The 23,557-nt window shown below is 60.3% G+C and carries 23 protein-coding genes and 5 tRNA genes; 18 read left to right on the forward strand and 10 right to left on the reverse strand.

Translation table 11 applies throughout. From position 1 onward, the window contains the following. Positions 1-9: 9 nt before the first annotated feature. Positions 10-1,035: an outer membrane protein assembly factor BamD gene (locus tag DNK50_RS07540; RefSeq protein WP_099583989.1), complete on the reverse strand. Its 1,026-nt coding sequence runs from the start codon at positions 1,033-1,035 to the stop codon at positions 10-12. Positions 1,036-1,184: 149 nt separating this feature from the next. On the opposite strand from DNK50_RS07540, the gene rluD reads away from it, so the two are divergent. The 7 genes from rluD to DNK50_RS07575 all read left to right on the forward strand — a co-directional run bounded on the left by rluD (position 1,185) and on the right by DNK50_RS07575 (position 6,283). Continuing rightward, the gene (rluD, locus tag DNK50_RS07545) at positions 1,185-2,147 is read left to right on the forward strand and encodes a 23S rRNA pseudouridine(1911/1915/1917) synthase RluD (protein ID WP_032886184.1); all 963 of its coding nucleotides are present in this window, start codon (positions 1,185-1,187) and stop codon (positions 2,145-2,147) included. Next, complete coding sequence (pgeF, locus tag DNK50_RS07550) at positions 2,144-2,869, forward strand: peptidoglycan editing factor PgeF (RefSeq protein ID WP_112193399.1); 726 nt, start codon at positions 2,144-2,146, stop codon at positions 2,867-2,869. The genes rluD and pgeF overlap by 4 nt, the downstream gene beginning before the upstream one ends. A gap of 131 nt (positions 2,870-3,000) precedes the next feature. Then, on the forward strand, positions 3,001-5,565 hold the full coding sequence (gene clpB, locus DNK50_RS07555) for an ATP-dependent chaperone ClpB (RefSeq protein WP_099583991.1): 2,565 nt from the start codon (positions 3,001-3,003) through the stop codon (positions 5,563-5,565). Between the two features lie 304 nt (positions 5,566-5,869). After that, positions 5,870-5,945 (forward strand) — tRNA-Asn (locus DNK50_RS07560). 9 nt (positions 5,946-5,954) lie between these two features. Next, positions 5,955-6,031, forward strand: a tRNA-Pro gene (locus DNK50_RS07565). 5 nt (positions 6,032-6,036) lie between these two features. Next, a tRNA-Lys gene (locus DNK50_RS07570) sits at positions 6,037-6,112 on the forward strand. Between the two features lie 94 nt (positions 6,113-6,206). Beyond that, positions 6,207-6,283, forward strand: a tRNA-Pro gene (locus DNK50_RS07575). A gap of 175 nt (positions 6,284-6,458) precedes the next feature. Here DNK50_RS07575 and DNK50_RS07580 read toward each other — a convergent pair. From DNK50_RS07580 to DNK50_RS07590, 3 genes are read right to left on the reverse strand one after another with little or no spacing between them, the layout of a single operon-like run. Further along, positions 6,459-7,757: an NAD(P)/FAD-dependent oxidoreductase gene (locus DNK50_RS07580; RefSeq protein ID WP_112193401.1), complete on the reverse strand. Its 1,299-nt coding sequence runs from the start codon at positions 7,755-7,757 to the stop codon at positions 6,459-6,461. Positions 7,758-7,817: 60 nt separating this feature from the next. Then, on the reverse strand, positions 7,818-7,991 hold the full coding sequence (locus DNK50_RS07585) for a DUF3094 family protein (protein WP_016976295.1): 174 nt from the start codon (positions 7,989-7,991) through the stop codon (positions 7,818-7,820). A gap of 57 nt (positions 7,992-8,048) precedes the next feature. Then, positions 8,049-8,678 carry a DUF1780 domain-containing protein gene (locus DNK50_RS07590; protein WP_099587043.1) on the reverse strand — a complete coding sequence of 210 codons (630 nt, stop codon included), beginning with the start codon at positions 8,676-8,678 and terminating at the stop codon, positions 8,049-8,051. A 129-nt stretch (positions 8,679-8,807) separates the two neighbouring features. Between DNK50_RS07590 and DNK50_RS07595 the strand changes: the two genes are divergently transcribed. Beyond that, entirely contained in the window at positions 8,808-9,497 is a 690-nt protein-coding gene (locus tag DNK50_RS07595) for an energy-coupling factor ABC transporter permease (protein ID WP_112193403.1), read from the forward strand. 76 nt (positions 9,498-9,573) lie between these two features. Continuing rightward, positions 9,574-9,789, forward strand: a complete 216-nt coding sequence (locus DNK50_RS07600; protein WP_099587045.1) for a hypothetical protein — start codon at positions 9,574-9,576, stop codon at positions 9,787-9,789. On the opposite strand, the gene yacG is transcribed toward DNK50_RS07600, so the two are convergent. From yacG to DNK50_RS07620, 4 genes are read right to left on the reverse strand one after another with little or no spacing between them, the layout of a single operon-like run. Continuing rightward, positions 9,786-9,986 carry a DNA gyrase inhibitor YacG gene (gene yacG / locus DNK50_RS07605; protein ID WP_099587046.1) on the reverse strand — a complete coding sequence of 67 codons (201 nt, stop codon included), beginning with the start codon at positions 9,984-9,986 and terminating at the stop codon, positions 9,786-9,788. The genes DNK50_RS07600 and yacG overlap by 4 nt on opposite strands. Next, positions 9,983-10,606 (reverse strand): dephospho-CoA kinase, encoded by a 624-nt coding sequence (gene coaE / locus DNK50_RS07610; protein ID WP_099587047.1) that lies wholly within the window; start codon positions 10,604-10,606, stop codon positions 9,983-9,985. The genes yacG and coaE overlap by 4 nt, the downstream gene beginning before the upstream one ends. Then, entirely contained in the window at positions 10,603-11,469 is an 867-nt protein-coding gene (locus tag DNK50_RS07615) for an A24 family peptidase (protein WP_112193406.1), read from the reverse strand. Before DNK50_RS07615 ends, coaE begins: the two co-directional genes overlap by 4 nt. Beyond that, entirely contained in the window at positions 11,466-12,674 is a 1,209-nt protein-coding gene (locus DNK50_RS07620; RefSeq protein WP_112193408.1) for a type II secretion system F family protein, read from the reverse strand. The genes DNK50_RS07615 and DNK50_RS07620 overlap by 4 nt, the downstream gene beginning before the upstream one ends. Before the next feature lie 202 nt (positions 12,675-12,876). On the opposite strand from DNK50_RS07620, the gene DNK50_RS07625 reads away from it, so the two are divergent. From DNK50_RS07625 to DNK50_RS07640, 4 genes are all read left to right on the forward strand, one after another. Continuing rightward, a complete protein-coding gene (locus DNK50_RS07625; RefSeq protein WP_112193410.1) occupies positions 12,877-13,290 on the forward strand; it encodes a pilin in 414 nt (137 codons plus the stop codon). A 34-nt stretch (positions 13,291-13,324) separates the two neighbouring features. Further along, positions 13,325-14,725 (forward strand): O-antigen ligase, encoded by a 1,401-nt coding sequence (locus DNK50_RS07630; protein WP_112193411.1) that lies wholly within the window; start codon positions 13,325-13,327, stop codon positions 14,723-14,725. Between the two features lie 48 nt (positions 14,726-14,773). Next, a tRNA-Thr gene (locus DNK50_RS07635) sits at positions 14,774-14,846 on the forward strand. A 168-nt stretch (positions 14,847-15,014) separates the two neighbouring features. Continuing rightward, a complete protein-coding gene (locus DNK50_RS07640) occupies positions 15,015-15,320 on the forward strand; it encodes a DUF6388 family protein (protein ID WP_112193413.1) in 306 nt (101 codons plus the stop codon). Between the two features lie 73 nt (positions 15,321-15,393). On the opposite strand, the gene nadC is transcribed toward DNK50_RS07640, so the two are convergent. Further along, the gene (nadC, locus tag DNK50_RS07645) at positions 15,394-16,242 is read right to left on the reverse strand and encodes a carboxylating nicotinate-nucleotide diphosphorylase (RefSeq protein ID WP_112193414.1); all 849 of its coding nucleotides are present in this window, start codon (positions 16,240-16,242) and stop codon (positions 15,394-15,396) included. A gap of 242 nt (positions 16,243-16,484) precedes the next feature. Here nadC and DNK50_RS07650 point away from each other — a divergent pair, with 242 nt between their 5' ends. The 5 genes from DNK50_RS07650 to DNK50_RS07670 all read left to right on the forward strand — a co-directional run bounded on the left by DNK50_RS07650 (position 16,485) and on the right by DNK50_RS07670 (position 22,834). After that, complete coding sequence (locus DNK50_RS07650) at positions 16,485-18,635, forward strand: DUF1631 domain-containing protein (protein WP_112193416.1); 2,151 nt, start codon at positions 16,485-16,487, stop codon at positions 18,633-18,635. A gap of 61 nt (positions 18,636-18,696) precedes the next feature. Beyond that, on the forward strand, positions 18,697-19,260 hold the full coding sequence (gene ampD, locus DNK50_RS07655) for a 1,6-anhydro-N-acetylmuramyl-L-alanine amidase AmpD (protein ID WP_112193418.1): 564 nt from the start codon (positions 18,697-18,699) through the stop codon (positions 19,258-19,260). Next, positions 19,257-20,093: a regulatory signaling modulator protein AmpE gene (ampE, locus tag DNK50_RS07660; RefSeq protein ID WP_112193420.1), complete on the forward strand. Its 837-nt coding sequence runs from the start codon at positions 19,257-19,259 to the stop codon at positions 20,091-20,093. The genes ampD and ampE overlap by 4 nt, the downstream gene beginning before the upstream one ends. Positions 20,094-20,245: 152 nt before the next feature. Next, positions 20,246-22,276, forward strand: coding sequence for a methyl-accepting chemotaxis protein (locus DNK50_RS07665; protein WP_112193422.1), 2,031 nt, complete (start codon positions 20,246-20,248; stop codon positions 22,274-22,276). A gap of 126 nt (positions 22,277-22,402) precedes the next feature. Next, a complete protein-coding gene (locus tag DNK50_RS07670) occupies positions 22,403-22,834 on the forward strand; it encodes a hypothetical protein (RefSeq protein ID WP_099587152.1) in 432 nt (143 codons plus the stop codon). On the opposite strand, the gene DNK50_RS07675 is transcribed toward DNK50_RS07670, so the two are convergent. After that, positions 22,781-23,557: a TatD family hydrolase gene (locus DNK50_RS07675; protein ID WP_112193424.1), complete on the reverse strand. Its 777-nt coding sequence runs from the start codon at positions 23,555-23,557 to the stop codon at positions 22,781-22,783. The two genes, DNK50_RS07670 and DNK50_RS07675, sit on opposite strands and share 54 nt — an antisense overlap.

Below are 23,557 nucleotides of genomic sequence, written 5' to 3' on the forward strand. Positions count from 1 at the left end.
ATCGACAGATCAGTCGAACACACCGAAGGTCATGTAGCTGAACCACGAGCGGTCCTGGTTGTTGCCCAGAGCCTCTGGCTCTTCTTCTTCGATCACGTCGCCGTTCTCGTCGTGCGGCTTGAGCTCCGACGGAATGGCTTCCTTGGCGTCCTGGTATTGTTTAATCACGTCCTGATTGGCGCGGGTTTCGCCCGGCGGCAACGGAGGGCGCGACTCGATCAGGCCCAGGGTGTACTTGCTCAGCCACGAACGGTTGTCGGCTTCGGCAACCTGAGGCACGAACTGGCCGTCTTTCAGGCTAGGGTGATCCGGGTAGTTGAGCTTGAGGGTCTCCAGGCTGGTGTTGGCCAGATCGTCCAGGTGCAGCCGCTGGTAAGCCTCGGTCATCACTGCCAGGCCGTCACCCACGGAAGGGGTTTCCTGGAAGTTCTCTACGACATAGCGGCCACGGTTGGCGGCAGCCACGTACGCCTGACGGGTCAGGTAGTAGTGAGCTACGTGGATTTCGTAGGACGCCAGCAGGTTGCGCAGGTAGATCATGCGCTGCTTGGCGTCCGGCGCGTAGCGGCTGTTCGGATAGCGGCTGGTCAACTGGGCGAACTCGTTGTAGGAGTCGCGGGCAGCACCTGGGTCACGCTTGGTCATGTCCAGCGGCAGGAAGCGCGCCAGCAGGCCAACGTCCTGGTCGAACGAGGTCAGGCCCTTGAGGTAGTAGGCGTAGTCCACGTTCGGGTGTTGCGGGTGCAAGCGGATGAAGCGCTCGGCGGCGGACTTGGCAGCTTCCGGCTCGGCGTTCTTGTAGTTGGCGTAGATCAGCTCAAGCTGAGCCTGGTCGGCGTAGCGCCCGAACGGATAACGCGACTCCAGTGCCTTCAGCTTCGCTGTGGCGCTGGTGTAGCTATTATTGTCCAAGTCTTTCTGTGCCAGTTGGTACAGCTCGACTTCGCTCAGGTTTTCGTCGACGACGTCCTTTGTTGACGAGCAAGCAGCAGTCATGGCGAGGATGGCGATCAGCAGCAGGTGTTTCACTTGCATGGCGGCTTGCGTCCCTATGACGGCCGCTGTCTTGGGCGGGGCCGTCCTGTTATGATGAGCGCCCCGTTGAAAGCCTCGGGGCAAAAGACGCCGTATTTAACCACAAGCGCGCAGCCGAAACCAAAGGCTGTGCCACGCCTAGTCTGAGCATGTCCGATAAAATTGAACTTCGCGCAGAGGTGCCGTCCGAATTGGGCGGCCAACGCCTCGATCAAGTCGCCGCACAATTATTCGCTGAGCACTCGCGCTCGCGCCTTTCCGCCTGGATCAAAGACGGCCGCCTGACTGTGGATGGAGCGGTTATCCGCCCGCGAGACATAGTTCATGGCGGTGCGATTCTTGAGCTGACTGCCGAGCAGGAAGCCCAGGGAGAATGGGTCGCCCAGGACATCGAGCTGGATATCGTCTATGAAGACGACGACATCCTGGTCATCAACAAACCCGCAGGCCTGGTGGTTCACCCGGCGGCCGGGCACGCTGATGGCACCTTGCTCAATGCCCTGTTGCACCATATCCCCGACATCATCAACGTGCCGCGCTGCGGGATCGTGCACCGTCTGGACAAGGACACCACCGGCCTGATGGTAGTCGCCAAGACCATTCAGGCGCAGACGCAGCTGGTTACGCAGTTGCAGAGCCGTAGCGTCAGCCGGATCTATGAGTGCATCGTGATCGGCGTGGTCGTCGCGGGTGGCAAGATCAACGCCCCCATCGGTCGCCACGGCCAGCAGCGCCAGCGCATGGCGGTAATGGAAGGCGGCAAGCAAGCCGTGAGCCACTACCGTGTGCTGGAGCGTTTCCGTTCCCACACTCACGTGCGGGTCAAGCTGGAAACCGGTCGTACTCACCAGATTCGCGTGCACATGGCCCACATCAACTTCCCGTTGGTCGGCGATCCTGCCTACGGTGGCCGCTTCCGCATTCCGCCTGCGGCCAGCCAGACCATGGTCGAATCGCTCAAGACGTTCCCGCGCCAGGCACTGCATGCACGTTTCCTGGAACTGGATCATCCGACGAGCGGTAAGCGCATGAGTTGGGAATCGCCACTGCCGGACGATTTTGTCTGGTTGCTGTCGCTGCTCAAACAGGACCGCGAGGCGTTTGTCGGATGAGTGACTGGCTGATACCTGACTGGCCCGCGCCGGCTCGGGTAAAGGCTTGTGTCACCACCCGTGCGGGTGGCGTCAGCCTGGCGCCATTCGACAGCCTCAACCTGGGCGATCATGTCGAGGACAGCCTGGAGGCTGTCCTTGAAAACCGCCGTCGTCTTAGCGAAGCCTTTGCTATTCAGCCGGCCTGGCTGCGCCAAGTCCATGGGGTGAGCGTGGTCGAGGCCGATCCTGGTCACACGGCTGAAGCTGATGGCAGTTGGACCAGCACCCCTGGCATCGCCTGTACCGCTATGACTGCCGATTGCCTGCCCGCGTTGTTCTGCAACCGTGCCGGGACTCGCGTCGCTGCGGCCCATGCCGGTTGGCGTGGGTTGGCGGCCGGTGTGTTGGAGGCTGCTTTCGAAAGCCTGGAGACTGAACCTGCCGACGTATTGGTCTGGCTGGGTCCTGCAATCGGTCCGAAAGCCTTTGAAGTCGGCCCGGAAGTGCGTGAAGCGTTCATGCAGCAACTGCCGATCACGGCCGAAGCTTTTGTGCCGAGCCATAACCCTGGCAAGTTCATGGCCGACATCTACCAACTGGCCCGCCTGCGCCTCGCCGCACGGGGTGTCACGGCTGTCTACGGTGGCGGTTTGTGCACGGTGACCGACCCGCAATTCTTTTCTTACCGGCGCAGCCCGCGCACCGGTCGATTTGCCTCCCTTATCTGGCTCGAACGCTAGACTCTCCTGACTTACGTCAACTGTCCGTGGCTTGAATCTTCCAGAATCCACCCCATCTATAAGGGTATCTGGCAGGTTTCTTCATTCAGGAATGTTTTATAGCTCCGGCCTGCTCAAAAGGAAGGTGACTAATGCGTATTGATCGTTTAACCAGCAAATTACAGTTGGCCTTATCGGACTCCCAATCGTTGGCGGTAGGTCTCGACCACCCGGCCATCGAGCCTGCGCACTTGATGCAGGCACTCCTGGAGCAGCAAGGTGGTTCTATCAAGCCCTTGCTGATGCAGGTGGGCTTTGATGTCAGCAGCCTGCGCAAGGAATTGAGCAAGGAGCTCGACCAACTGCCAAAAATCCAAAACCCAACCGGCGACGTGAACATGTCGCAGGACTTGGCGCGCCTGCTCAACCAGGCCGACCGCCTGGCCCAGCAGAAGGGTGACCAGTTCATCTCCAGCGAACTGGTACTGCTCGCCGCCATGGACGAGAACAGCAAGCTCGGCAAATTGTTGTTGGGCCAGGGCGTGAGCAAGAAAGCCCTGGAGAACGCCATCAACAACCTGCGTGGCGGCGACGCAGTAAACGACCCTAACCACGAGGAGTCGCGCCAGGCCCTGGACAAGTACACCGTCGACCTGACCAAACGCGCCGAAGAAGGCAAGCTTGACCCGGTGATCGGCCGTGACGATGAGATTCGTCGCACTATCCAGGTCCTGCAGCGTCGCACCAAGAACAACCCGGTGTTGATCGGTGAGCCTGGCGTGGGTAAAACCGCGATTGCTGAAGGCCTGGCCCAACGCATCATCAATGGTGAAGTGCCGGACGGCCTTAAAGGCAAGCGCCTGTTGTCCCTGGATATGGGCGCGTTGATCGCCGGTGCCAAGTTCCGTGGCGAGTTCGAAGAACGCCTCAAATCCCTGCTCAATGAACTGTCGAAGCAGGACGGGCAGATCATTCTGTTCATCGACGAACTGCATACCATGGTCGGCGCCGGTAAAGGCGAGGGCTCCATGGATGCTGGCAACATGCTCAAGCCCGCCTTGGCGCGGGGCGAGTTGCATTGCGTCGGTGCAACGACGCTCAACGAGTACCGCCAGTATATAGAGAAGGACGCAGCTCTTGAGCGGCGCTTCCAGAAAGTGCTGGTAGAAGAGCCTAGTGAAGAAGACACCATCGCGATCCTGCGCGGCCTGAAAGAGCGCTATGAGGTCCACCATAAGGTGGCGATTACTGATGGTGCGATCATTGCGGCGGCCAAATTGAGTCATCGCTATATCACCGACCGTCAGTTACCGGACAAGGCCATTGATTTGATCGACGAAGCGGCCAGCCGCATTCGTATGGAGATCGATTCCAAGCCGGAAGTGCTCGACCGCCTTGATCGGCGCCTGATTCAACTGAAAGTCGAATCCCAGGCCCTGAAGAAAGAAGAGGACGACGCGGCGAAGAAACGTCTGGAAAAACTCCAGGAAGAAATCGTGCGCCTGGAACGCGAGTACTCGGACCTTGAAGAAATCTGGACCTCGGAAAAAGCCGAAGTGCAGGGCTCTGCGCAGATCCAGCAAAAGATCGAGCAGTCCCGCCAGGAACTGGAAGCCGCTCGCCGTAAGGGCGACCTGAACCGCATGGCCGAGTTGCAGTACGGGGTCATCCCGGACCTGGAGCGCAGCCTGCAAATGGTCGACCAGCACGGCAAGTCTGAAAACCAGCTGCTGCGCAGCAAGGTGACCGAGGAAGAAATCGCCGAAGTCGTCTCCAAGTGGACCGGCATTCCGGTGTCGAAAATGCTCGAAGGCGAGCGCGACAAGCTGTTGAAGATGGAGCATCTGTTGCACCAGCGCGTGATCGGCCAGGAAGAGGCGGTTGTGGCAGTGTCCAACGCGGTACGACGTTCGCGCGCCGGGTTGTCCGACCCGAATCGTCCGAGCGGCTCGTTCATGTTCCTCGGCCCGACCGGCGTGGGTAAAACCGAGCTGTGCAAGGCGCTGGCCGAATTCCTCTTTGATACTGAAGAGGCCATGGTGCGGATCGATATGTCCGAGTTCATGGAGAAACACTCGGTGGCCCGTCTGATCGGCGCACCACCAGGCTATGTGGGCTACGAGGAGGGCGGTTACCTGACCGAAGCCGTGCGACGCAAGCCTTACTCGGTGATCCTGCTGGATGAGGTCGAGAAGGCGCATCCGGATGTGTTCAACATCCTGCTGCAAGTGCTGGAAGATGGTCGGTTGACGGACAGCCACGGGCGTACTGTGGACTTTCGCAACACGGTAATCGTGATGACCTCCAACCTGGGCTCGTCGCAGATCCAGGAGCTGGTAGGGGACCGTGAGGCTCAGCGCGCTGCTGTCATGGACGCGTTGACCTCGCACTTCCGCCCGGAATTCATCAACCGGGTCGACGAAGTGGTGATCTTCGAGCCCTTGGCGCGGGATCAGATTGCGGGCATTACCGAGATCCAGTTGGGGCGCCTGCGCAGTCGTCTGGCTGAGCGCGAACTGTCGCTGCAGCTGAGCCGCGAGGCGTTGGATAAGCTCATCGCGGTTGGTTACGACCCGGTGTATGGCGCACGGCCTTTGAAGCGTGCGATTCAGCGCTGGATCGAGAACCCGCTGGCGCAGTTGATCCTCTCGGGCAGTTTTATGCCGGGTACCAGCGTCGAAGCCACTGTGGAAAACGACGAAATCGTCTTCCACTGAGCCTGAACAGCAGGCAAATAAGAGAAGGCCCCGCATCGCGGGGCCTTTTTTTTCGTTAGGACGTTGAACTGTAAGGAAAAGGCTTGTAAAGTGCGCCCCGCAGCAACGTCAGCCCACGGGTTTCTTCTCCCCAAGAAGAAATCAGAAAGAAGCGCAAATCATTGTCTTAAAAGCAATTTAAAGGGTTGACAGGGGTTTTTAAGATTGTAGAATAGCGCGCCTCAGAGACGCTAACGTAGCGATACGGACAGGGTCGAAGAGGAAGGTTACAGAGCAGTAAAAGTTGTACTTTGAAATATGTAGTTCCGTGATAGCTCAGTCGGTAGAGCAAATGACTGTTAATCATTGGGTCCCAGGTTCGAGTCCTGGTCACGGAGCCAATTTCAAACCGGGGTATAGCGCAGTCCGGTAGCGCGCCTGCTTTGGGAGCAGGATGTCGGGAGTTCGAATCCCCCTACCCCGACCATATTTGGGTCGTTAGCTCAGTTGGTAGAGCAGTTGGCTTTTAACCAATTGGTCGTAGGTTCGAATCCCACACGACCCACCATTTTTGAGACCAGTTAACGCTGGAATCGAATCTTAAGATCAGAGGCCAAAAGCGCTGATCGAAGAAGGCGACTGAAAGGTCGCCTTTTTTTTACCGGGGTATAGCGCAGTCCGGTAGCGCGCCTGCTTTGGGAGCAGGATGTCGGGAGTTCGAATCCCCCTACCCCGACCATATTAAAAATCCTCGTATCGAAAGATACGGGGATTTTTTTTGCGTGCGCAAAACTCAAGTGCCCTGAAAAGCTGATGTGGGAGGGAGCTTGCTCCCGATGCAGTGGTTCAGTTACCAAATACTTGGCTGACCCACCGCTATCGGGAGCAAGTCCCTCCCACATGGTTTTATGGTGTTAGTGAAGCTTCAGGCGCGGCTCAGTCCCGCGTCCAATCTTGCTGCCCAGCATCAACATCGCGGTGCGGAAGAAGCCATACAGCGCCATCTGGTGCATGCGATACAGCGACACATAGAACATCCGCGCCAACCAGCCTTCCAGCATCACACTGCCCGTCAGGTTCCCCATCAGGTTACCCACCGCCGAAAAGCGCGACAGCGAGATCAGCGAGCCATAGTCGGTGTACTTGTACGACGGCAACTCCTTGCCCTCGATGCGCAGCTTCAACGACTTGGCCAGCAACGAGGCCTGCTGGTGAGCCGCCTGGGCCCGTGGCGGCACGTTACGGTCGGTGCCCGGTTGCGGGCAGGCGGCGCAGTCGCCGAAGGCAAAGATATTTTCGTCGCGGGTGGTTTGCAGCGTCGGCAGTACTTGCAGCTGATTGATACGGTTGGTTTCCAGGCCATCAATGTCCTTGAGGAAGCCTGGTGCGCGAATCCCGGCAGCCCACACCTTAAGGCTGGCCGGAATCACCTGGCCGCTGCTGGTAATCAGTGCATCGGCGGTGACTTCGCTGACAGCCGAGTTGGTCAGCACGGTCACGCCGAGCTTCTCCAGGGTTTTATGCACGGGCCCGCCGATACGCTCCGGCAGGGCAGGCAGCACCCGTGGACCGGCTTCGATCAAAGTGATGTGCATGTTTTCCGGCTTGATCCGGTCCAGCCCATAGGCTGCCAGTTCATGGGCGGCGTTATGCAGCTCGGCGGCCAGCTCGACGCCGGTGGCGCCAGCGCCGACGATGGCGACGCTGATCTGTTCAACGGCATCGGTCTGCCCGGCATGGGCACGCAGGTAGTGGTTGAGCAGTTGCTGGTGAAAGCGCTCGGCCTGTTTGCGGGTATCGAGGAACAGGCAGTGCTGCGCCGCGCCTTCGGTGCCGAAATCGTTGGTGGTACTGCCGACCGCAATCACCAGGCTGTCATAGCCCAGCACGCGCGCAGGCACCAGTTCGCGGCCCTCTTCGTCGAGGGTGGCGGCCAGTTGGATTTTCTTCTGCTCACGGTCGAGCCCGCTCATACGCCCCAGTTGGAACTCGAAGTGGTTCCATTTGGCCTGGGCGACGTAATTGAGTTCGTCTTCCGAAGAGTTAAGCGAGCCGGCAGCCACTTCATGCAGCAGCGGCTTCCAGATATGGGTCAGGTTGGTGTCCACCAGCGTGACGCTGGCGGTGCCGCGCTTGCCCAGAGTCTTACCCAGGCGGGTAGCCAACTCCAGGCCGCCGGCGCCGCCGCCGACGATAATAATACGATGGGTCATGGGGATATCTCGCAAGGCTAAAAGAAATCGGAGCAGTTACCCCCGCGAGCGCCAGGCAGCTCATAGCGTCAGGTAACTCAAAAGGCGGCTCAGCAGACCGAGCCCGATCACCACTACCAGCACCACACCAAGGAGCAGCCACGGCCGGAAAGGCTTGCGCTCGACTCGGTTCTGGGAGAGTTGCAGGTACTCTTCGACATGCTGTTGGTCGTCGGGGTTCAGGCGGCTGGTCATAGAAGGCCTCGTCAGGTAGACGTTGCAAAAGGGCGCCACGTTACAGTCGGGGTGGGATCAGAGGCTGATGCCCACGTCGAACACTATGCTGCGCCCCAGGTTGTTGCGCAAGAAATCCGGCGCGTCCGGGTGAGCGAACAGCACCCGTGCAAACGTCGGCCCGACCAGCGACAGCGAGCGCCACCCCTGGCGCAGATACTCGGTGGGCGGTGGAAAGTGGCTGTTGAGGTCCAGCACTTCGCGCTTGAGGCTGGTGAAGGCGACGATATCCAGCTCGCCCAGATCCATCCCGCGCTCTTTATAGTTGTGCGCTTTTTTGCGCAGTGTGGGCCCCAGGCGCAGCAGGAATTCATGGGCGGGAATGCGTCGCGGCTTGGCTTCGCGCCGAACCAGTTGGCTGAGGGAAAAGGCACTACGTCGGCGTAGCAATTCATCGCGCCATTCGTCGTTGAGTCGCCGCCCTTCATCCAGCACAAAAAACACCTCGAAACTGGCATCACGAAACAATACATCCGGCGGCTCTTGCCCCGCAGCGTGAAACTCTTCGGCGCGGTAGGGCACGTTCAAGCCTTGTAGCAGGCGCTGGCAGACCCAACGCTCACGCTCCCATTTGCGGGCATTGGACAGGAATGCGTTGGCTTGTTCGGCTGCTACGGTGAGCAGGCGCAAATAATCTGAGTCATCCATGCTTGCAGCTTAGCGTCCAAATGATGACTGCAGGAAGTCTCGCTGCAAAAGGGCGGTGTAGACTGACGACTCGACTTCAACTCCTGCAAAGAGGTGTGCGGTGAGCTTTTTTGCCCTGGTAGTTCACCCATGATCAGTGCCGCAGTGTTGGCGCCTGCAACCCTCGGCATCGGTTGGCTGCTGTACGCGCCGGTACTGCTGTGGGCCGCTGTGCGTTCGCCATGGGTTGAATTGTTCGCCGACCGGCGGCGCCAGCATCTGCTGTTCGGTACGGTGTTCGCGTTGTTCATGTTGTGGCTGGTGCGGCGCGATTTCGATACCGGTGTGTCTTACCACTTTATCGGCATGACCGCCGTGACCCTGCTGCTGGATTGGCCCTTGGCAATCGTAGGGGGCTTTGCCGCCCAGTTCGGTTTGATGCTGCTGGGGCGTCAGGATCTGGCAGCCCTTGGTATCAACGGCCTGCTGCTGATCGTGCTGCCGGTGCTGGTCACCGAAGGTTGCGCGGTGCTGGTCGAGCGTGCGCAACCGCGTAATCCTTTTGTGTATATCTTCTGTTCGGGTTTTTTTGCCGCCGCGCTGTCGGCCTTGCTCTGTCTTCTGCTGGGGCTGGGTCTACTGTGGTTTGACGGACGGTTTGCAATGCCCGAATGGCTGGAAGATTTTGTCGGCTACCTGTGGCTCATCATCTTCCCCGAGGCATTTATCAACGGCGTGGTCGTCAGCGCTCTGGTGGTGTTCTGTCCGGAATGGCTGGAGACTTTCAACCGCACCCGCTACCTCTCTGCGCCCTGGAAGGATGACGAATCGCAGCGTTGATCCAGATCAAATCCAGTACAAGCAAGCAGGCCCATGCTCAGCCAAATTTTAGATGAGTAAGGCGGGAGCACGGATCATGGGTGTGTATGAGTGGGCACGGCAGGAGTTGCGCAAAAGCCAGGATTCGGCGCAGGAAATCGGTTTTGACCCAGGCTTGACCCTGCGCGCCATGCTCAGTGCGGTGGTGCAGCAGAGCAAGGGCGTGCGCAGTTTTGAAGACTTGGCCGACGAGCTGCAATACCTTGCAGAGAACCTCGACGACCAGCAGGAATACGCCTTTATGCGGCCTTAATGGCGCGGCGACAGGTCTTCGGAAAACAGCTCGTCTTCGGCATCCGGGGCCACGGGAATCTTGTGCTCTTCAGCGGCCCAGGCGCCCAGGTCGATGAGTTTGCAGCGGTCCGAGCAGAACGGCCGGTTGAGGTTGTCGGTTTTCCATTCCACGGGTGCGCCGCAGGTTGGGCAGTCGACGGTCAAGGGTTGGCTCATGATCGGCCTCCACGCAAAGTAAGGTAAAAGTGGTGCAGTCGCTCGACCTCGCTGTGCAGCCAGGCGAGGTCCCGGTCATTGACCAGCACGTCATCGGCATGGTTCAGGCGGTCTTCACGGCTGGACTGAGCCTTGAGGATCGCCTGCACCTGTTGCTCGCTGATGCCGTCGCGCTGCAGGGTACGCTGAATCTGCAGCGATTGCGGCACGTCGATCACCAGGATGCGCTGGGTCATGCTGTATTGGCCGGATTCGATCAGCAGCGGCGACACCAGGATCGCGTATGGCGAGCGCGCGCGCGCCAGGTGGCTGCGAATCTCCTCGCCGATCAGCGGGTGCAGCAAGCCTTCCAGCCATAGGCGCTCTTCGGGTACTTCAAAGATCAGCTTGCGCAACGCGGCGCGGTCCAACTGGCCGTCGTGCTGCAGCACGCCGCCGCCAAAGTGTTCGACGATGCGGGCCAGCGCCGGCCGGCCAGGCTCGACTACCCAGCGGGCGGCGTGGTCGGCGTCGACCAGGTCGATGCCCAGGTCGATAAAGTGCTGGGCCGCCGCGCTTTTACCGCTGCCGATGCCGCCGGTGAGGCCGAGAATCCAGGGTGTTGCAACAGAAGTGGTCATCTGAAACCGACAGACTGCAAATAGAAGTCGGTTATTTGACCACCCCAGAGCAATGCAATCCAGCCGGCAATTGCCAGATACGGACCAAATGGCATCGGTGCCGACGCCTGGGTCTTGCGCACGCGCATCAGGATCAGCCCGCTAAACACGCCTACCAGCGACGACATAAACAGCGTCATCGGCAAAATCTGCCAGCCACCCCAGGCGCCTAGCAAGGCCAGTAACTTGAAGTCACCGTGGCCCATGCCGTCCTTTCCGGTGACCAGCTTGAACAGCCAGAACACGCTCCACAGGCTCAGATAGCCGATCACCGCGCCCCAAAGGGCATCGGGCAATGTGGTCAATAATTCAAAACTGTTGACGATCAACCCCAGCCACAGCAACGGCAGCACCAGCACATCCGGGAGCAACTGGTGGTCTGCGTCGATCAAACTCATCGCCAGTAGCCCCCAGCTCAACAGCAGTACCGCTGCCGCTTGCCAGCCAAAGCCGAAATGCCAGGCGACCCAGGCCGAGATCAGCGCGCACGCAAGTTCGGTTAACGGGTAGCGGGCGCTGATGGCGCCTTGGCAATGAGCACAGCGTCCCCGGAGTATCAGGTAGCTGAGCACGGGGATATTTTCCCAGGGCCGAATTGGCTGATCACAGTGCGGGCAGCAGGAATTTGGGCGCATCAGGTTGTAGGTCGGCCCTGCAGGCTCGGCAGGCAAACTGAGCACTTCATGGGCCTGGGCGCGCCATTCCCGTTCGAGCATTTTTGGCAGGCGCCACACCAGCACATTGAGAAAACTGCCGACGATCAGCCCCAGTACCGATGCTATCGCCACAAATGCCCAGGGGGACTCACTCAACAGCAGGTTCAAAATGCGCTCCCCAGTTGGAAGACCGGCAGGTACATGGCGATGACCAGTGCTGCGACGATGCCTCCCAGAACCACCATGATCAGCGGCTCCATCAGGCTGGTGAGGCTATCGACCTGGTTGTCCACGTCGGTCTCATAGTGGTTGGCGACTCTTTCCAGCATCTGTTCCAGCATGCCCGATTCTTCGCCGATTGCCGTCATCTGGATCGCCATGCCGGGAAACAGACCGCTGTTGGTCATGGATTGATTCAACTGCATGCCAGTGGATACATCGTGACGCATATGTTCGATTGCCTGTTTGAACGGAGCATTGCCCACGGCGCCGGCGACTGAGTCCAATGCCTGTACCAGTGGAACACCGGCGGCAAAGGTGGTGGAAAGCGTGCGGGCGTAGCGGGCCACGGCGGATTTTGTCAGCAGTTTGCCTGCCAGGGGCGCTTTCAACAAACCGGTGTCCAGCCAATAGCTGAAACCCGGCGATGACCGATAGGCCTTACGCAGCCCCATGGCTGCGAAGGCAATGCCCAAGACCAGCATCCACCAGGCTTGCTGCATGAATGCCGACAGGGCGATCACCTGCAAGGTAAACGCCGGCAGTTTGCCGCCGACCCCGGCGAACAGCGTCTGGAACTGCGGCACGACGTGGACCAGCAGTACGCCGGTGACCAGGCTGGCAACCACCAGCACCGCAATGGGGTATGTCATGGCCTTTTTGACCTTGGCCTTGAGTTGCTCACTCTTTTCCCGGTGGATCGCCACACGCTCCAGCAGGGTCTCCAATGCGCCGGCCTGCTCGCCGGCGGCTACCAGGTTGCAGTACAGCTCATCGAAGTAGCGCGGCTGTTTGCGCAGTGCGTCGGCCAGGCTGGCGCCAGCTGCGACCTGCTGTTTGAGCCCCTGCACCAGCTCACGCACGGCGCGGTTGTCGAAGCCTTCGCTGATGATGTCGAAGGCTTGCAGCAGGGGGATTCCGGCGTTCAGTAGCGTGGCCAGTTGGCGAGTGAGCAGGGTGATGTCAGCCGCCTTGGCCGACTGGGCCAGGCCTGGCAGCATCGGGGATTGCTTGCGCACCCGACCTGGGCTGATCCCTTGCAGGCGCAGTTGTGCCTTGACCAGGGCAGGGTTGTGCCCTTTGGTCTGCCCGGACACCCTGCGTCCTTTGCGGTTGATGCCTTCCCAAGCGTAGATCGTTGAAGGGTTGTTCATGTCGCGGTTCCGCATACAAGTCATCGAAGATTTATAGCGTAGTCAGGTGACGGATCCGGGCATGCCGATGGCGCCGGATAAAATGTCAGAATGTGCGTCTTGTGCGCGATTGACCGCTTGCGGGTGAGTACACTGGCGCCGCTGAAAAAAACGGGGTGCAGGACGCGCCTTGTCATGAGTTTTATTCTGGAGAGTGAATGTGATGAGTCAGAAAGGCTTTACCTTGATCGAGTTGTTGATCGTCGTGGCAATCATCGGCATTTTGGCCACCATCGGCCTGCCGATGTACACCACACACCAGGCCAAGGCCAAGTTCACTGCCGGCCTGGCTGAAATTACCGCGTTGAAGGCCGGTTATGAGGACACTATCAACCAGGGCACCGTACCCACCGTGACCTTGATCGGTGGCACCAGCCCCACCGCCAACTGCAAAATCGATGTGGCAGGCGACGTTGCTACGGGCGCGGGCTCCATCAGTTGCGAAATACTCGACGCGCCCGCGCCGGTGCTGGGCAAGACCATCAACCTGACGCGCAGCGCCACCACCGGTTGGAAGTGCACTACAACCGCTGAAGAGAAATATGCCAGCAAGGGTTGCAGCGCTGGCGGTGCATAACTGCTGAACCATCCACAGGGACCAGAGGTGGCCGATGGCGTTATCCGTACGGCAGCGAGGCGGGGCTTTCCTGGTAGCAGTGGTGTGCTTGCTGACGATTGGGGTTTGCGCACCGTTCGGTGGGCATGATCTGCAGCGTGTAATGCAGATTGCCATTGGGCTCTGCGCGGTGCTGTACGGGTTGTCGGTTTCGCCGCTTGAACCCTTGGTGGACAGGCACACGGCCTGGGGCCTGGCGCTGATTATTGCGCTGGGCCTGCTGTCTTCGGCGCAGGCCCATCAGCCGCTCTGGGCATTCACCGAAGTGGCGTTGCTGGTCAGCTGCGCGGCAATCGCCGTAGCGTTTGCCTTGCTCCGCCGTCACGGTGGGCGCGCGATGGATCGTGTGCTGATCCTGGTTGTGCTGCTGCTCTGCCTGATCAAATCCATTCAATATCTGTACGCCGGCGCGCTGGTGCTGACCAGCGGAGCGCTGACGCTGGACCCAGACCTGTTGCTGTCCGGCTTTTCCAACAAGCGCTTCTACGGTCAATTCCAGACATTCACGCTGCCGTTACTGGCGCTTCCCCTGCTGATACCCAAAGTCTCCCGCGCTGTGCGAGGCGCAGTGTTTGCGTTGTTGTGCGTCTGGTGGCTGATCGCGATCAGCGGGGGGACGCGCGGCACATGGCTGGGGATGGGCGCGGCGGGTTTGCTGCTGGCGCTGCTGGGGCCTTGGGGGCGACGCTGGCTCGGATGGCAGTTGGCCGCTGTTGTCGGCGGGCTGTTGCTGTACTGGCTGGCGTTTACAGTACTGGCCGATCACTTGGGGATTGTGCTCTCCAGTGGTGCTGGTGATCGCCTCACCACCTCGCTGTCGGGTCGCGGTCCGATCTGGTGGCAGGCGTGGCATATGCTTGTCGAACGTCCGTGGCTGGGGTTCGGGCCGATGCATTTTGCCGATATTGCCAACAAGATCGCCGCCCATCCACATCAGTCTGTCTTGCAATGGGCCAGCGAGTGGGGTGGGCCATCGACCTTGATCGTTGCTGCTTTGGCGTGGCGCGCTGGCTGGGCCACGTTTGGCGTATTGCGTGAGAGGGCTCTGTCCGCCGAGCGCGCTGACCTGATGCGCTTGTGCCTGTTTGCCGCGTTGGTCGGCGCGTTAGTGCAGTCCATGGTCGACGGTGTGACCGTGATGCCTAATTCCCAGGTCTGGCTGGCGTTGCTAATAGGCTGGCTGATGGCCCTGCATGTGTGGCGTGCCCCGGCAACGCCTGCACTGCCACTGGGCTGGGAGATATGGAAAGGCCTGAGTGTGCTGGCCGTTGGTCTGTTGATCGTGATTGCACTGCGTGACGTGCCTCACATCGCGCAAGCCCAGCAGCAATACCTGGGCGCCGAGGGCGATCACCTGCAACCGCGCTTCTGGGCTCAAGGCGTCATTGCCCGCTAAGGGACGTAAGTTGCCGGACGCCCGATGCGGTGCTAGCTTTAGCCCACCGCCCGTGTAGCTCAGTTGGTAGAGCAGCGCACTCGTAACGCGAAGGTCGCAGGTTCGACTCCTGTCTCGGGCATAAAGGCACTACTGCTTGTTTTAGATGCAATGTTTCAAAGGCAATGTTTTCAGATGATCCCAGAATGGTTCTGAAGGCCAGGCGAGTCGGCATTCGTGCCCGCTCTTTTGTATCTGCGCAACCTTGATGACCCAGATGCATCCCCATTCCTCGATCTAAGAGAACGACATGACCACGACTGAAATGACCCAGGAAGTTCAGCATCAAGCAGCCCTTGATAAGTACCTTGAGGCAACGCCGCAGCTTAAAGAAGAGATCAAGGACCTGAGCGCCGATGATCAGTGTAACCAGATCCAGTGGGCATTCGAGGACGAGGCCGAGAGCCAGGGTCTCCAGCCTTGGGAGTTGTCCCTCAAGTACACCTCGACACCTGAAGAATTCGAAGCGGCACGGCTGGTCCTGCACAAGGAAGCGGCCGAGGTGCTGGGTGTTGATTGGGAAGAGTATTGCGAAATGAATAATCTGGTGGTTTGAAAGCAGCGGCATGTCTCAAGCTGCAAGTGGTCATACGGCCTCTTGCAGCTTGACGCTCATCGCTTGCAGCGCCTCATATGCTGAGTCGCATCGACAAATCCACCGCCTTCACATCCTTGGTCATCGCCCCGATGGAGATGTAATCCACGCCGGTTTCAGCGATGGGCAGCAGGGTGCTTTCATTGATCCCGCCGCTGGCTTCCAGCTTCGCCTTGCCGCCGTTCAGGCGTACGGCCTCACGCATATCCTCCAGGCTCAACTCATCAAGCATGATGATGTCGGCGCCCGCCGCCAGTGCTTCGCGCAGTTCTTCCAGGCTTTCCACTTCGATTTCCACCGGCTTGCCGGGTGCGATCTTGTGCGCGGCAGTAATGGCTTGGGCGATACCACCGCAGGCCGCGATATGGTTTTCCTTGATCAGAAACGCGTCATACAAACCGATGCGGTGGTTGTGGCAGCCGCCGCAGGTCACGGCGTATTTCTGCGCCAGGCGCAGGCCGGGCAGGGTTTTGCGGGTGTCCAGCAGCTTGACCTGGGTGCTGGCAACAAAATCTGCGAGGAACCGCGCGCGCGTGGCGACGCCGGACAGCAACTGCAGAAAGTTCAGGGCAGAGCGTTCGCCGCTGAGCAGCGAGCGCGCCGGGCCTTCGAGGTGGAACAGGGCTTGGTCGGGGCTGACCCGTTCGCCGTCGGCCACTTGCCAGTGTACGGCGACCCGTGGGTCCAGTTGGCGGAACACGGCGTCCACCCAGGCCGTACCAGCAATGACCGCGCTGTCGCGGGTAATGATGGTGGCCGTGGCCAGGCGTTCGGTCGGGATCAACTGCGCGGTGATGTCGCCGCTGCCGATGTCCTCCAGCAGCGCACGGCGCACGTTGGCTTCGATTTCGGCGGTGAGGTCGGCAAGACGGAGATTCGGCATAACAGGCTCCACAAACAAAGTGCCCCGATTATAGGGGCAGCGTGCACTCGAACCCAGACTCACCGCTGATTTACCGCGCAATCTCAGAGTTTGCTGGCGCAACGGGGCTCATTTGCAAGATAATCTCGCGCCTTGCAATTGGCGTCATAGCTTTGACGTGCTGGTGAGTACCGGTTTCGACAGCGCCTCATGGGCCTGTACCCGATCTTTCCCAACCAATACCGCCGTTTCAGGAGGCCAGGATGCACAATGACGGAAAGGTGGTGCCAATCAACAGGGCACACGCCACGCCATCGCCGCTCGCGCGCCTGCCGGTGGTATTGCTGCAGGTTCGCGACAAGGCCGCGCAGCAGTTGCAGCACGGGCTGCAGGAGCTGTTCGATAACGCCGACGACACGTTGTTCGAGATGGCCGACAAGGCCCGCAGCAACGTGGACCATCATATTTTCTTTGAAGCCATGCGCGACTTGCGCCTCAAACGCAAGAATTTCGAGCGTGTGTTCATGGAGCGGCTGTTCGAAGCCTTCGGCGGCCTGGGCCAGGCGGGACGCGGCGAGCTGCAGATGGTGCCGGTGGTGTCCTATGACGCGGCGCCAGGTTCATCCAAGGATGAGCTGGAAAAAGCCGTTGCACTTGAGACCATGCTCGGCCGCGTGCATCACCGTGACGGGCTGGCGCTGGGGCAACTGACCGCGCGCTTGAGTGCCTTGCTGGGCAATCACCTGGATGACCGTGAAAACCCCTTGGGCCCGGCGCTGCTGTGCGAGTTTTTCCTGCGTGCGGGGCGCAGTCTGGGCGTTGAGATCCGCGTCAAGCTGATCATGCTCAAGCTGTTTGAGAAGTACGTACTCAGCGACGCGGACCAACTGTACGGTGAAGCCAACCAGTTGCTGGTCGCCACCGGCGTGTTGCCGGACCTCAAGGCCGCGCCGTCCCGCCGCCCCGGCGAGCGCGCCACCCGTGATTACCCGCGTGAGGCGGCACTGCCCAGCGCCGAGCAACCCGTCGACGAAAATGGCCAGCAAGCCTTCACTGCCTTGCAGGCGCTGTTGACCGCCGTGCGCGGTAGCGTGTCGCCTACCCTTGAGGCCAGCGCCGAACCCCAGCCCATCGCCACCCGTGACCTGTTGCGGCTGCTGTCGCATTTGCAGCAGTACGTACCGGAGCCGCAGGTCGAGGATGATTTCGACCTGCGTAACCAGCTTGAGCAATTGCTCACGCGGGTCAGCGTCAAGAGTGGCAAATCGCGGGTGGTGGAGGAAGCGGACGAAGACGTGATCAACCTGATCGCCCTGCTGTTCGAATTTATCCTCAATGACCGCACCGTGCCGGACGCCTTCAAGGCCTTGATCGGCCGCCTGCAGATCCCGCTGCTGAAAGTGGCGGTGCTGGACAAGAGTTTTTTCAGTCCCTCCGGCCACCCGGCGCGGCGCCTGTTGAATGAAATCGCGGCGTCCGCCATGGGCTGGAGCCCGGTCGATGACTACGCGCACGACAGCCTGTATCTGCGCATTGAGCAGGTGGTTCAGCGTTTGCTCAATGAGTTTGCCGAGGACCCGGCGATTTTTTCCCAATTGCTGACCGAGTTCACCGCGTTCACCGCCGATGAGCGTCGGCGCCGCGAGTTGCTCGAACAGCACACCCGCGACACTGAAGACGGGCGCGTACGAACTGAAGCGGCGCGTGCACGGGTGGCCGAGGTGCTCAACCGACGGCTGTTGGGCAAGGTGTTACCGCGAGCGGTGGTGCAGTTTCTGCAACAAGCCTGGAGCCAGGTGCTGTTGCTGGCCAGCCTCAAGCACGGCGAGCAGTCGGTGCAGTGGCAGGCAGCGCTGCGCACCATGGATGAGTTGATCTGGAGTGTGAGCCTGCCGCAAGACACCGACGCCGCAGGCCACTTGTTGGTGCAGTTGCCGGGCTTGCTCAAGGCCCTGCGCGACGGGTTGACCAGCGCGGCCTTCGACCCCTTCAGCACCCGAGATTTTTTTGTTCGCTTGCAGGCCCTGCATGTCCAGCCGCCCGAAGGTGTCGATGGCTTGATCGAAGTGCGCGAGCCTTTTGTGCTCAGTGCAACGCCGCCCGATTCAGCCCAGGAGCTGCCGGCGGATGATCCGGACCTGCTCAAGGTGTACCAGCTGCGTATCGGTGGCTGGGTCGTGTTCCAGCCAGATCAGGGCAGTGCCCTGCGATGCAAGTTGATGGCGATCATGGCGCCGGCCAATACCTATGTTTTCGTCGGCCGCACCGGGCTCAAAACCATGCACAAAAGCGTCGGCCAACTTGCACTGGCGTTCAAGCGTGGCGCGCTGCACACCCTGGACGATGGTCCGCTGTTCGAACGGGCACTGGCGGCGGTGGTGGGCCAGTTGCGTCAACTCAATCGCGGCAAGTGATCGCAACCGCGGGGTCGAACGCGGCATACTGGTCACACTTAGTCACGTTCAAGGATCCTGTATGCAGTTGGACCCCGTCAGCGGTTGGTGCCAGGGCATTCGCCATTGCCCGTCCCCCAACTTCAACGAGCGCCCCGCAAGCGAAATCTCACTGTTGGTGGTGCATAACATCAGCCTGCCACCGGCGCAGTTCGCCACGGGCAAGGTGCAGGAATTTTTCCAGAATCGCCTGGATGTCACGGAACATCCCTACTTTGAAGGGATTGCCGACCTACGGGTGTCTGCGCATTTTCTGATTGAGCGCGACGGTGCGGTGACGCAGTTTGTGTCCTGCATCGACCGGGCCTGGCACGCCGGGGTTTCATGTTTCGAGGGGCGTGAAACCTGTAACGACTTTTCTTTGGGGATAGAGCTGGAAGGCACGGATGACCTGCCGTTCACCGACGCCCAATATGTGTCGCTGATCGGCCTGACTCGTCAGTTGCTGGCGACCTACCCCAGTATTACGCCGCAGCGTATCTGTGGTCACAGCGATATCGCCCCGGGGCGTAAGACCGATCCCGGCCCCGCTTTTGATTGGACGCGCTTTCGCAGCGCTCTGCAGGATGGAGGACACGCACGATGAGTTTTCTGGTGTTGGTGCTGGCGGTGTGGATCGAGAAGTTTTCGGCCATGCGCCAGCGATTGCAGCGTGATGGCGGCTGGTTGCGCGAATTGGCCAAGCTGGAATCGAGCCCGCGCCTGGGCAAACAACCTTGGCTGATTCTGGCCCTGCTGGTGCTGCTGCCAGTGGCGTTGCTGGCGTTGTTGCTGCTGGTGCTGGAACCGGTGGCCTATGGTTTGTTGGCGTTGCCGGTGCACCTGCTGGTGGTGATCTACAGCCTGGGCCGTGGCGACCTGTTGGCCGGGCTTGGGCCGTTTCGCGATGCGTGGCGCCGGGGCGATCTGCAAGCCGCCGAACATGTGGCTGAACGCGATCTGAAAATCGGCGCCGACAGCGGTGAGCAGCTGCTGGAACGCGTCCAGGGCCATCTGTTATGGCAGGCCTACCAGAGTTTTTTCGCAGTGATCTTCTGGTACTTCCTGTTGGGCCCGGTCGCCGCACTGGCCTACCGGCTGTTGGCCCTGGCCAGTGAATACAGCCAGAACCCACTGGTGGCCGAGCGCGCTGGGCAGTTACGTCACGCATTTGACTGGTTGCCGGTGCGTCTGCTGGCGGCCAGCTTTGCCTTGGTGGGCAACTTCGTTGCGGTCAGCCGTGTGATGCTTCACGAGTTGCTGAACTGGGACATCAGCGCCGCGCAACTGGTGGAGAAAGTCGGCCTGGTCGCCGCCGAAATCCCACCGCCGGTGGTCGGTGCAGACGGCATCAACAGCCTGGATCGCTTGTGGGAGCTGCTGCTGCGTGCGGCGGTACTGTGGTATGCCGGGTTCGCCATCTGGACCGTGCTGCCTTGACCCCCCGGACAGGAGCGAGTCCTTCGCTCCTGTCGTTAACCTTAAGTTACAAAACTCCCTTTCAAATTGAGCTATACAGACAGAACGCCAAATAGTGGCTTTCTGCCGCCGCCCTGCGCCTCAATAAAAATAAAAGAAAAGGGAGTTCACCTGTGAAGAGCTTGCTCTATCCCGCCATCGCGCTGATGAATCGCCTGAGCTTCGGCATGAAGTTCAGCCTGATCAGCGTGTTGTTCCTGCTGCCGATGCTGGCGACCAACTATTACCTGGTGCGTGATTCCTGGCGCGAATTCCAGGGCACCCGTGTCGAACTGCAAAGCCTCGATCTGCTTGGTAGTAGCCTGGCCTTGCGCCGTGATCTGGAAACCCTGAATAACCAAGTGCAGATCAACGCAACCCTTGGTCAGTCCGCTAAGGCCGCAGACCTTGAGGCCAGGATTGGCAGCTTGGAGCAGAGCGTGCTCGCCCGTCTGCAGGGCCTCAACCCGATGGCCACCGAGCCTGAGCAAATCGCCGTGTTTGAAGGCAAGCGCGACGAGTTGATCGCGGCCTTCAAGACCCAGCAACAGGAAACCTCGTTGCTGAGCAAAAGTGCGCTGATCGGCAAGTTGCTCAACAAGGCACAGATACTCAGCCAGATCATCGCCAGCCAATCCGGCTTGAGCCGCGACTCTCAGAGCGATTTACGCCAACTCAGCGAACTGATCACCAGTGTCACGCCCCAAGTCACCCAAGTCTTGGGAGAAGGTCGGGCGATGGGCGCTTATTCCCTGGGCCAGGGCTTCCTCAATTCCTCCTCCAGCACGCGTTTTGACGAGCTGCTGCAACAGCTGGAAAAACTCCAAGCCGAATACGGCTTGAAATTGCACGATGCCCTCGGCTCCAGCACCGCCGCCCACGCCGCCCTGGAGGGGCTGGCGAAGGCCAGTAACGCCAGCCTCAAGCAAGGCAGCGAGCTGTTTGAAGAGCAAGTGGTGATGGCTGAAACACTCGACGCACCCTGGCAGGCTTTCTACGACAGCGTCAGCCAATTGATGGCCCAGACCTATCAGCTCGATGACGCCACCCTGATGTTCCTCGGGCAGCAACTGGAGCAGCGCCTGGCGCAGAATCGCACGCACATGGTGGTACTGGTCTCGGCGCTGACGGCGGTGTTTCTGCTGATCTTCTACCTGTACGCCGGCTTCTACGCCTCGACGCGCACCACCCTGCGCCGCCTGGGGGCGATGATGGACAAGGTGGCGGCCGGCGACATGACCGTCACGTTTGTCGCCCAGAGCCGTGACGAGCTGGGCGATCTCGGCCAGGTGTTCAACGGCACTGTGGCGAAAATCCATGACTTGATCGAACGCGTCGGGCACACCGTCAGCCAGGTCGAACTCCAGGCCGGCCAAGTGGAAACGGTGTCGGCCCGCAGCAATGAGGCGGTCTCTGGCCAGCGCATGCAAATCGAACAGGTCGCCACGGCCATGAACCAGATGTCGGCCACCGCCCAGGAAGTGGCGCGCAGTACGGCGGCAGCGGTCAGCAGTGCGCACAGCGTCAACGACGAAACCGTCAATGGCCGTGGCCTGGTGCAATCCCAGCAGGGCAGTATTGCGCGGCTGGCTTCGGAGATCGATGCGTCGGTGCGGGTGATCAACCAATTGGCCAGCGACAGCCAGGCCATCAGCAGTGTGTTGGAAGTGATCAAAAGCATCGCCGAGCAAACCAACCTGCTGGCGCTCAATGCGGCGATTGAGGCCGCCCGCGCCGGTGAGCAGGGGCGTGGTTTTGCGGTGGTGGCCGATGAGGTGCGCACCCTGGCCCGGCGGACCCAGCATTCCACTGAAGAAATCGAACAAATGATCAGCCGTCTGCACGCCGGTGTCGGCGCAGCCGTGAAGGCCATGGGTACCAGCCATGAAATGGCCAGCGGCACCGTGGGCGAATCGGAAAAGGTCCAGCAGGCGCTGGAAAATATCCTCGGTGCCGTCGGCATGATCGTCGACCAGAACCAGCAGATTGCTGCCGCTGTGGAGCAGCAGACCGCCGTCGCCCACGATATCGACCAGAACATCGTCGAAATCAACCGGGCCGGCGAACATGCGGCCCAAGGCGCACATCAGACCGAGGCGGCGAGCCGGCAGCTTTCAGTGCAGGTGATCGAGCTGAAGCAATTGATCGGCGCGTTTCGTGTGTAGGGCGGCGGGGTAGGATTGGTCTCTTGTGGATGTAGTGCCTGTCTGGATTTCCCTGAGTGCCTTTTTCGCTCGCGGGAATGAGTGAGAATTTATTTCACTCATTCATGATCCAGGGGAGGCATGACGATGACCACTGCCGTCGGCATCAAAGGGCACTGCGCCCATTGCGATATCACGTTTGAACTCAAGCCTTGGCAGCTCAACGCCATCGCTATCGAAGAGCCCTTCGACTGCCCTTACTGTCAGCGGGTGTTGGAGCTGAACTGCCCCCGGCAATTGCGTCACTTCAAGGCGCTGGACCACTGGTCGCTGGTCCGCCCGAGCATGGCGGTGTTGACCAGCATGGTACTGATCGTGGCGTTGGTGACGGAATGGGTGGGGCTGATCAGCGTGATCGGGCAGCTCAACGTGTCACTGGTGGTGCTGTTGGTGCACTTTCTGGTGTTGCGCTACGCCCGGCATCGGCAACGCATGACCCTGAATCTGCAAGCGGTGACACCTGTGCTACCAATTGAACAGCTCGCACGCATTGCGTGTGCTCGCCTCGGCCAGCAATAGCGGGCTGGTGCCCATGCGCTCGGCCAGGGCGGTGCAGATCGCCGGCAGGTGCTCAGGGCTGTTGCGCTGGCCGGGGTACATGGCCGGTGCCATGTCGGGGGCGTCGGTTTCCAGTACCACCGCATCCAGCGGCAGTTGCGTGAGCACCTTGTGCATGCGCAGCGCCTGGGGCCACGTAGCGGCGCCGCCCAGGCCAAGTTTGAAGCCCAGCTTGATGTACTCGCGGGCTTCTTCCCGGCTGCCGGCAAACGCGTGGATGATACCGCCCCGTGGCAGGCGGATACGCTTGAGGGTCGCGATCACGGCGGCGTGGCTGCGGCGTACGTGCAGCAGGGCCGGAAGCTGGAAGTCCACGGCCAGTTTGAGCTGCGCTTCGAACAGGCTTTGCTGGCGTTCGCGGTCCAGGTGTTCGAGGAAGTAATCCAGGCCGATCTCGCCCACCGCGCACAGTTGCCGATGGCCGTGCAGGCGGCTCAGCCAGTCGCCCAGTTCCGTTAGGTCGGCGGGGCGATGGTCATCCAGGTACACCGGGTGCAGGCCGAAGGCTGCGAACAAACCTTCATCTGCCTGCACCAGATCCCACAAGCGCTGCCAATTCTGCTGATAGACCCCCAACACCACCATGCGCTGCACCCCGAGTGAGCGGCTGTGGGCGAGGACTTGTGCGCGATCGCTGTCGAAGTCCGCAAAGTCCAGGTGGGTGTGGGTGTCGATCAGCTCCAC

Source organism: Pseudomonas sp. LG1E9 (assembly GCF_003290225.1).
Taxonomy (GTDB): Bacteria; Pseudomonadota; Gammaproteobacteria; order Pseudomonadales; family Pseudomonadaceae; genus Aquipseudomonas; species Aquipseudomonas cyclaminis.

Bases quoted from the DNA above. Each gene is read 5' to 3' on its own strand.
- DNK50_RS07580 (WP_112193401.1), bottom strand. From the start codon at position 7,757: ATGACCCATCGTATTATTATCGTCGGCGGCGGCGCCGGCGGCCTGGAG.
- ampE (WP_112193420.1), top strand. From the start codon at position 19,257: ATGAGTTTTCTGGTGTTGGTGCTGGCGGTGTGGATCGAGAAGTTTTCG.
- DNK50_RS07595 (WP_112193403.1), top strand. From the start codon at position 8,808: ATGATCAGTGCCGCAGTGTTGGCGCCTGCAACCCTCGGCATCGGTTGG.
- DNK50_RS07670 (WP_099587152.1), top strand. From the start codon at position 22,403: ATGACCACTGCCGTCGGCATCAAAGGGCACTGCGCCCATTGCGATATC.
- DNK50_RS07625 (WP_112193410.1), top strand. From the start codon at position 12,877: ATGAGTCAGAAAGGCTTTACCTTGATCGAGTTGTTGATCGTCGTGGCA.
- DNK50_RS07590 (WP_099587043.1), bottom strand. From the start codon at position 8,678: ATGGATGACTCAGATTATTTGCGCCTGCTCACCGTAGCAGCCGAACAA.
- DNK50_RS07585 (WP_016976295.1), bottom strand. From the start codon at position 7,991: ATGACCAGCCGCCTGAACCCCGACGACCAACAGCATGTCGAAGAGTAC.
- clpB (WP_099583991.1), top strand. From the start codon at position 3,001: ATGCGTATTGATCGTTTAACCAGCAAATTACAGTTGGCCTTATCGGAC.
- DNK50_RS07540 (WP_099583989.1), bottom strand. From the start codon at position 1,035: ATGCAAGTGAAACACCTGCTGCTGATCGCCATCCTCGCCATGACTGCT.
- nadC (WP_112193414.1), bottom strand. From the start codon at position 16,242: ATGCCGAATCTCCGTCTTGCCGACCTCACCGCCGAAATCGAAGCCAAC.
- pgeF (WP_112193399.1), top strand. From the start codon at position 2,144: ATGAGTGACTGGCTGATACCTGACTGGCCCGCGCCGGCTCGGGTAAAG.
- DNK50_RS07640 (WP_112193413.1), top strand. From the start codon at position 15,015: ATGACCACGACTGAAATGACCCAGGAAGTTCAGCATCAAGCAGCCCTT.
- DNK50_RS07650 (WP_112193416.1), top strand. From the start codon at position 16,485: ATGCACAATGACGGAAAGGTGGTGCCAATCAACAGGGCACACGCCACG.
- DNK50_RS07630 (WP_112193411.1), top strand. From the start codon at position 13,325: ATGGCGTTATCCGTACGGCAGCGAGGCGGGGCTTTCCTGGTAGCAGTG.
- coaE (WP_099587047.1), bottom strand. From the start codon at position 10,606: ATGACCACTTCTGTTGCAACACCCTGGATTCTCGGCCTCACCGGCGGC.
- rluD (WP_032886184.1), top strand. From the start codon at position 1,185: ATGTCCGATAAAATTGAACTTCGCGCAGAGGTGCCGTCCGAATTGGGC.
- yacG (WP_099587046.1), bottom strand. From the start codon at position 9,986: ATGAGCCAACCCTTGACCGTCGACTGCCCAACCTGCGGCGCACCCGTG.
- DNK50_RS07620 (WP_112193408.1), bottom strand. From the start codon at position 12,674: ATGAACAACCCTTCAACGATCTACGCTTGGGAAGGCATCAACCGCAAA.
- DNK50_RS07600 (WP_099587045.1), top strand. From the start codon at position 9,574: ATGGGTGTGTATGAGTGGGCACGGCAGGAGTTGCGCAAAAGCCAGGAT.
- ampD (WP_112193418.1), top strand. From the start codon at position 18,697: ATGCAGTTGGACCCCGTCAGCGGTTGGTGCCAGGGCATTCGCCATTGC.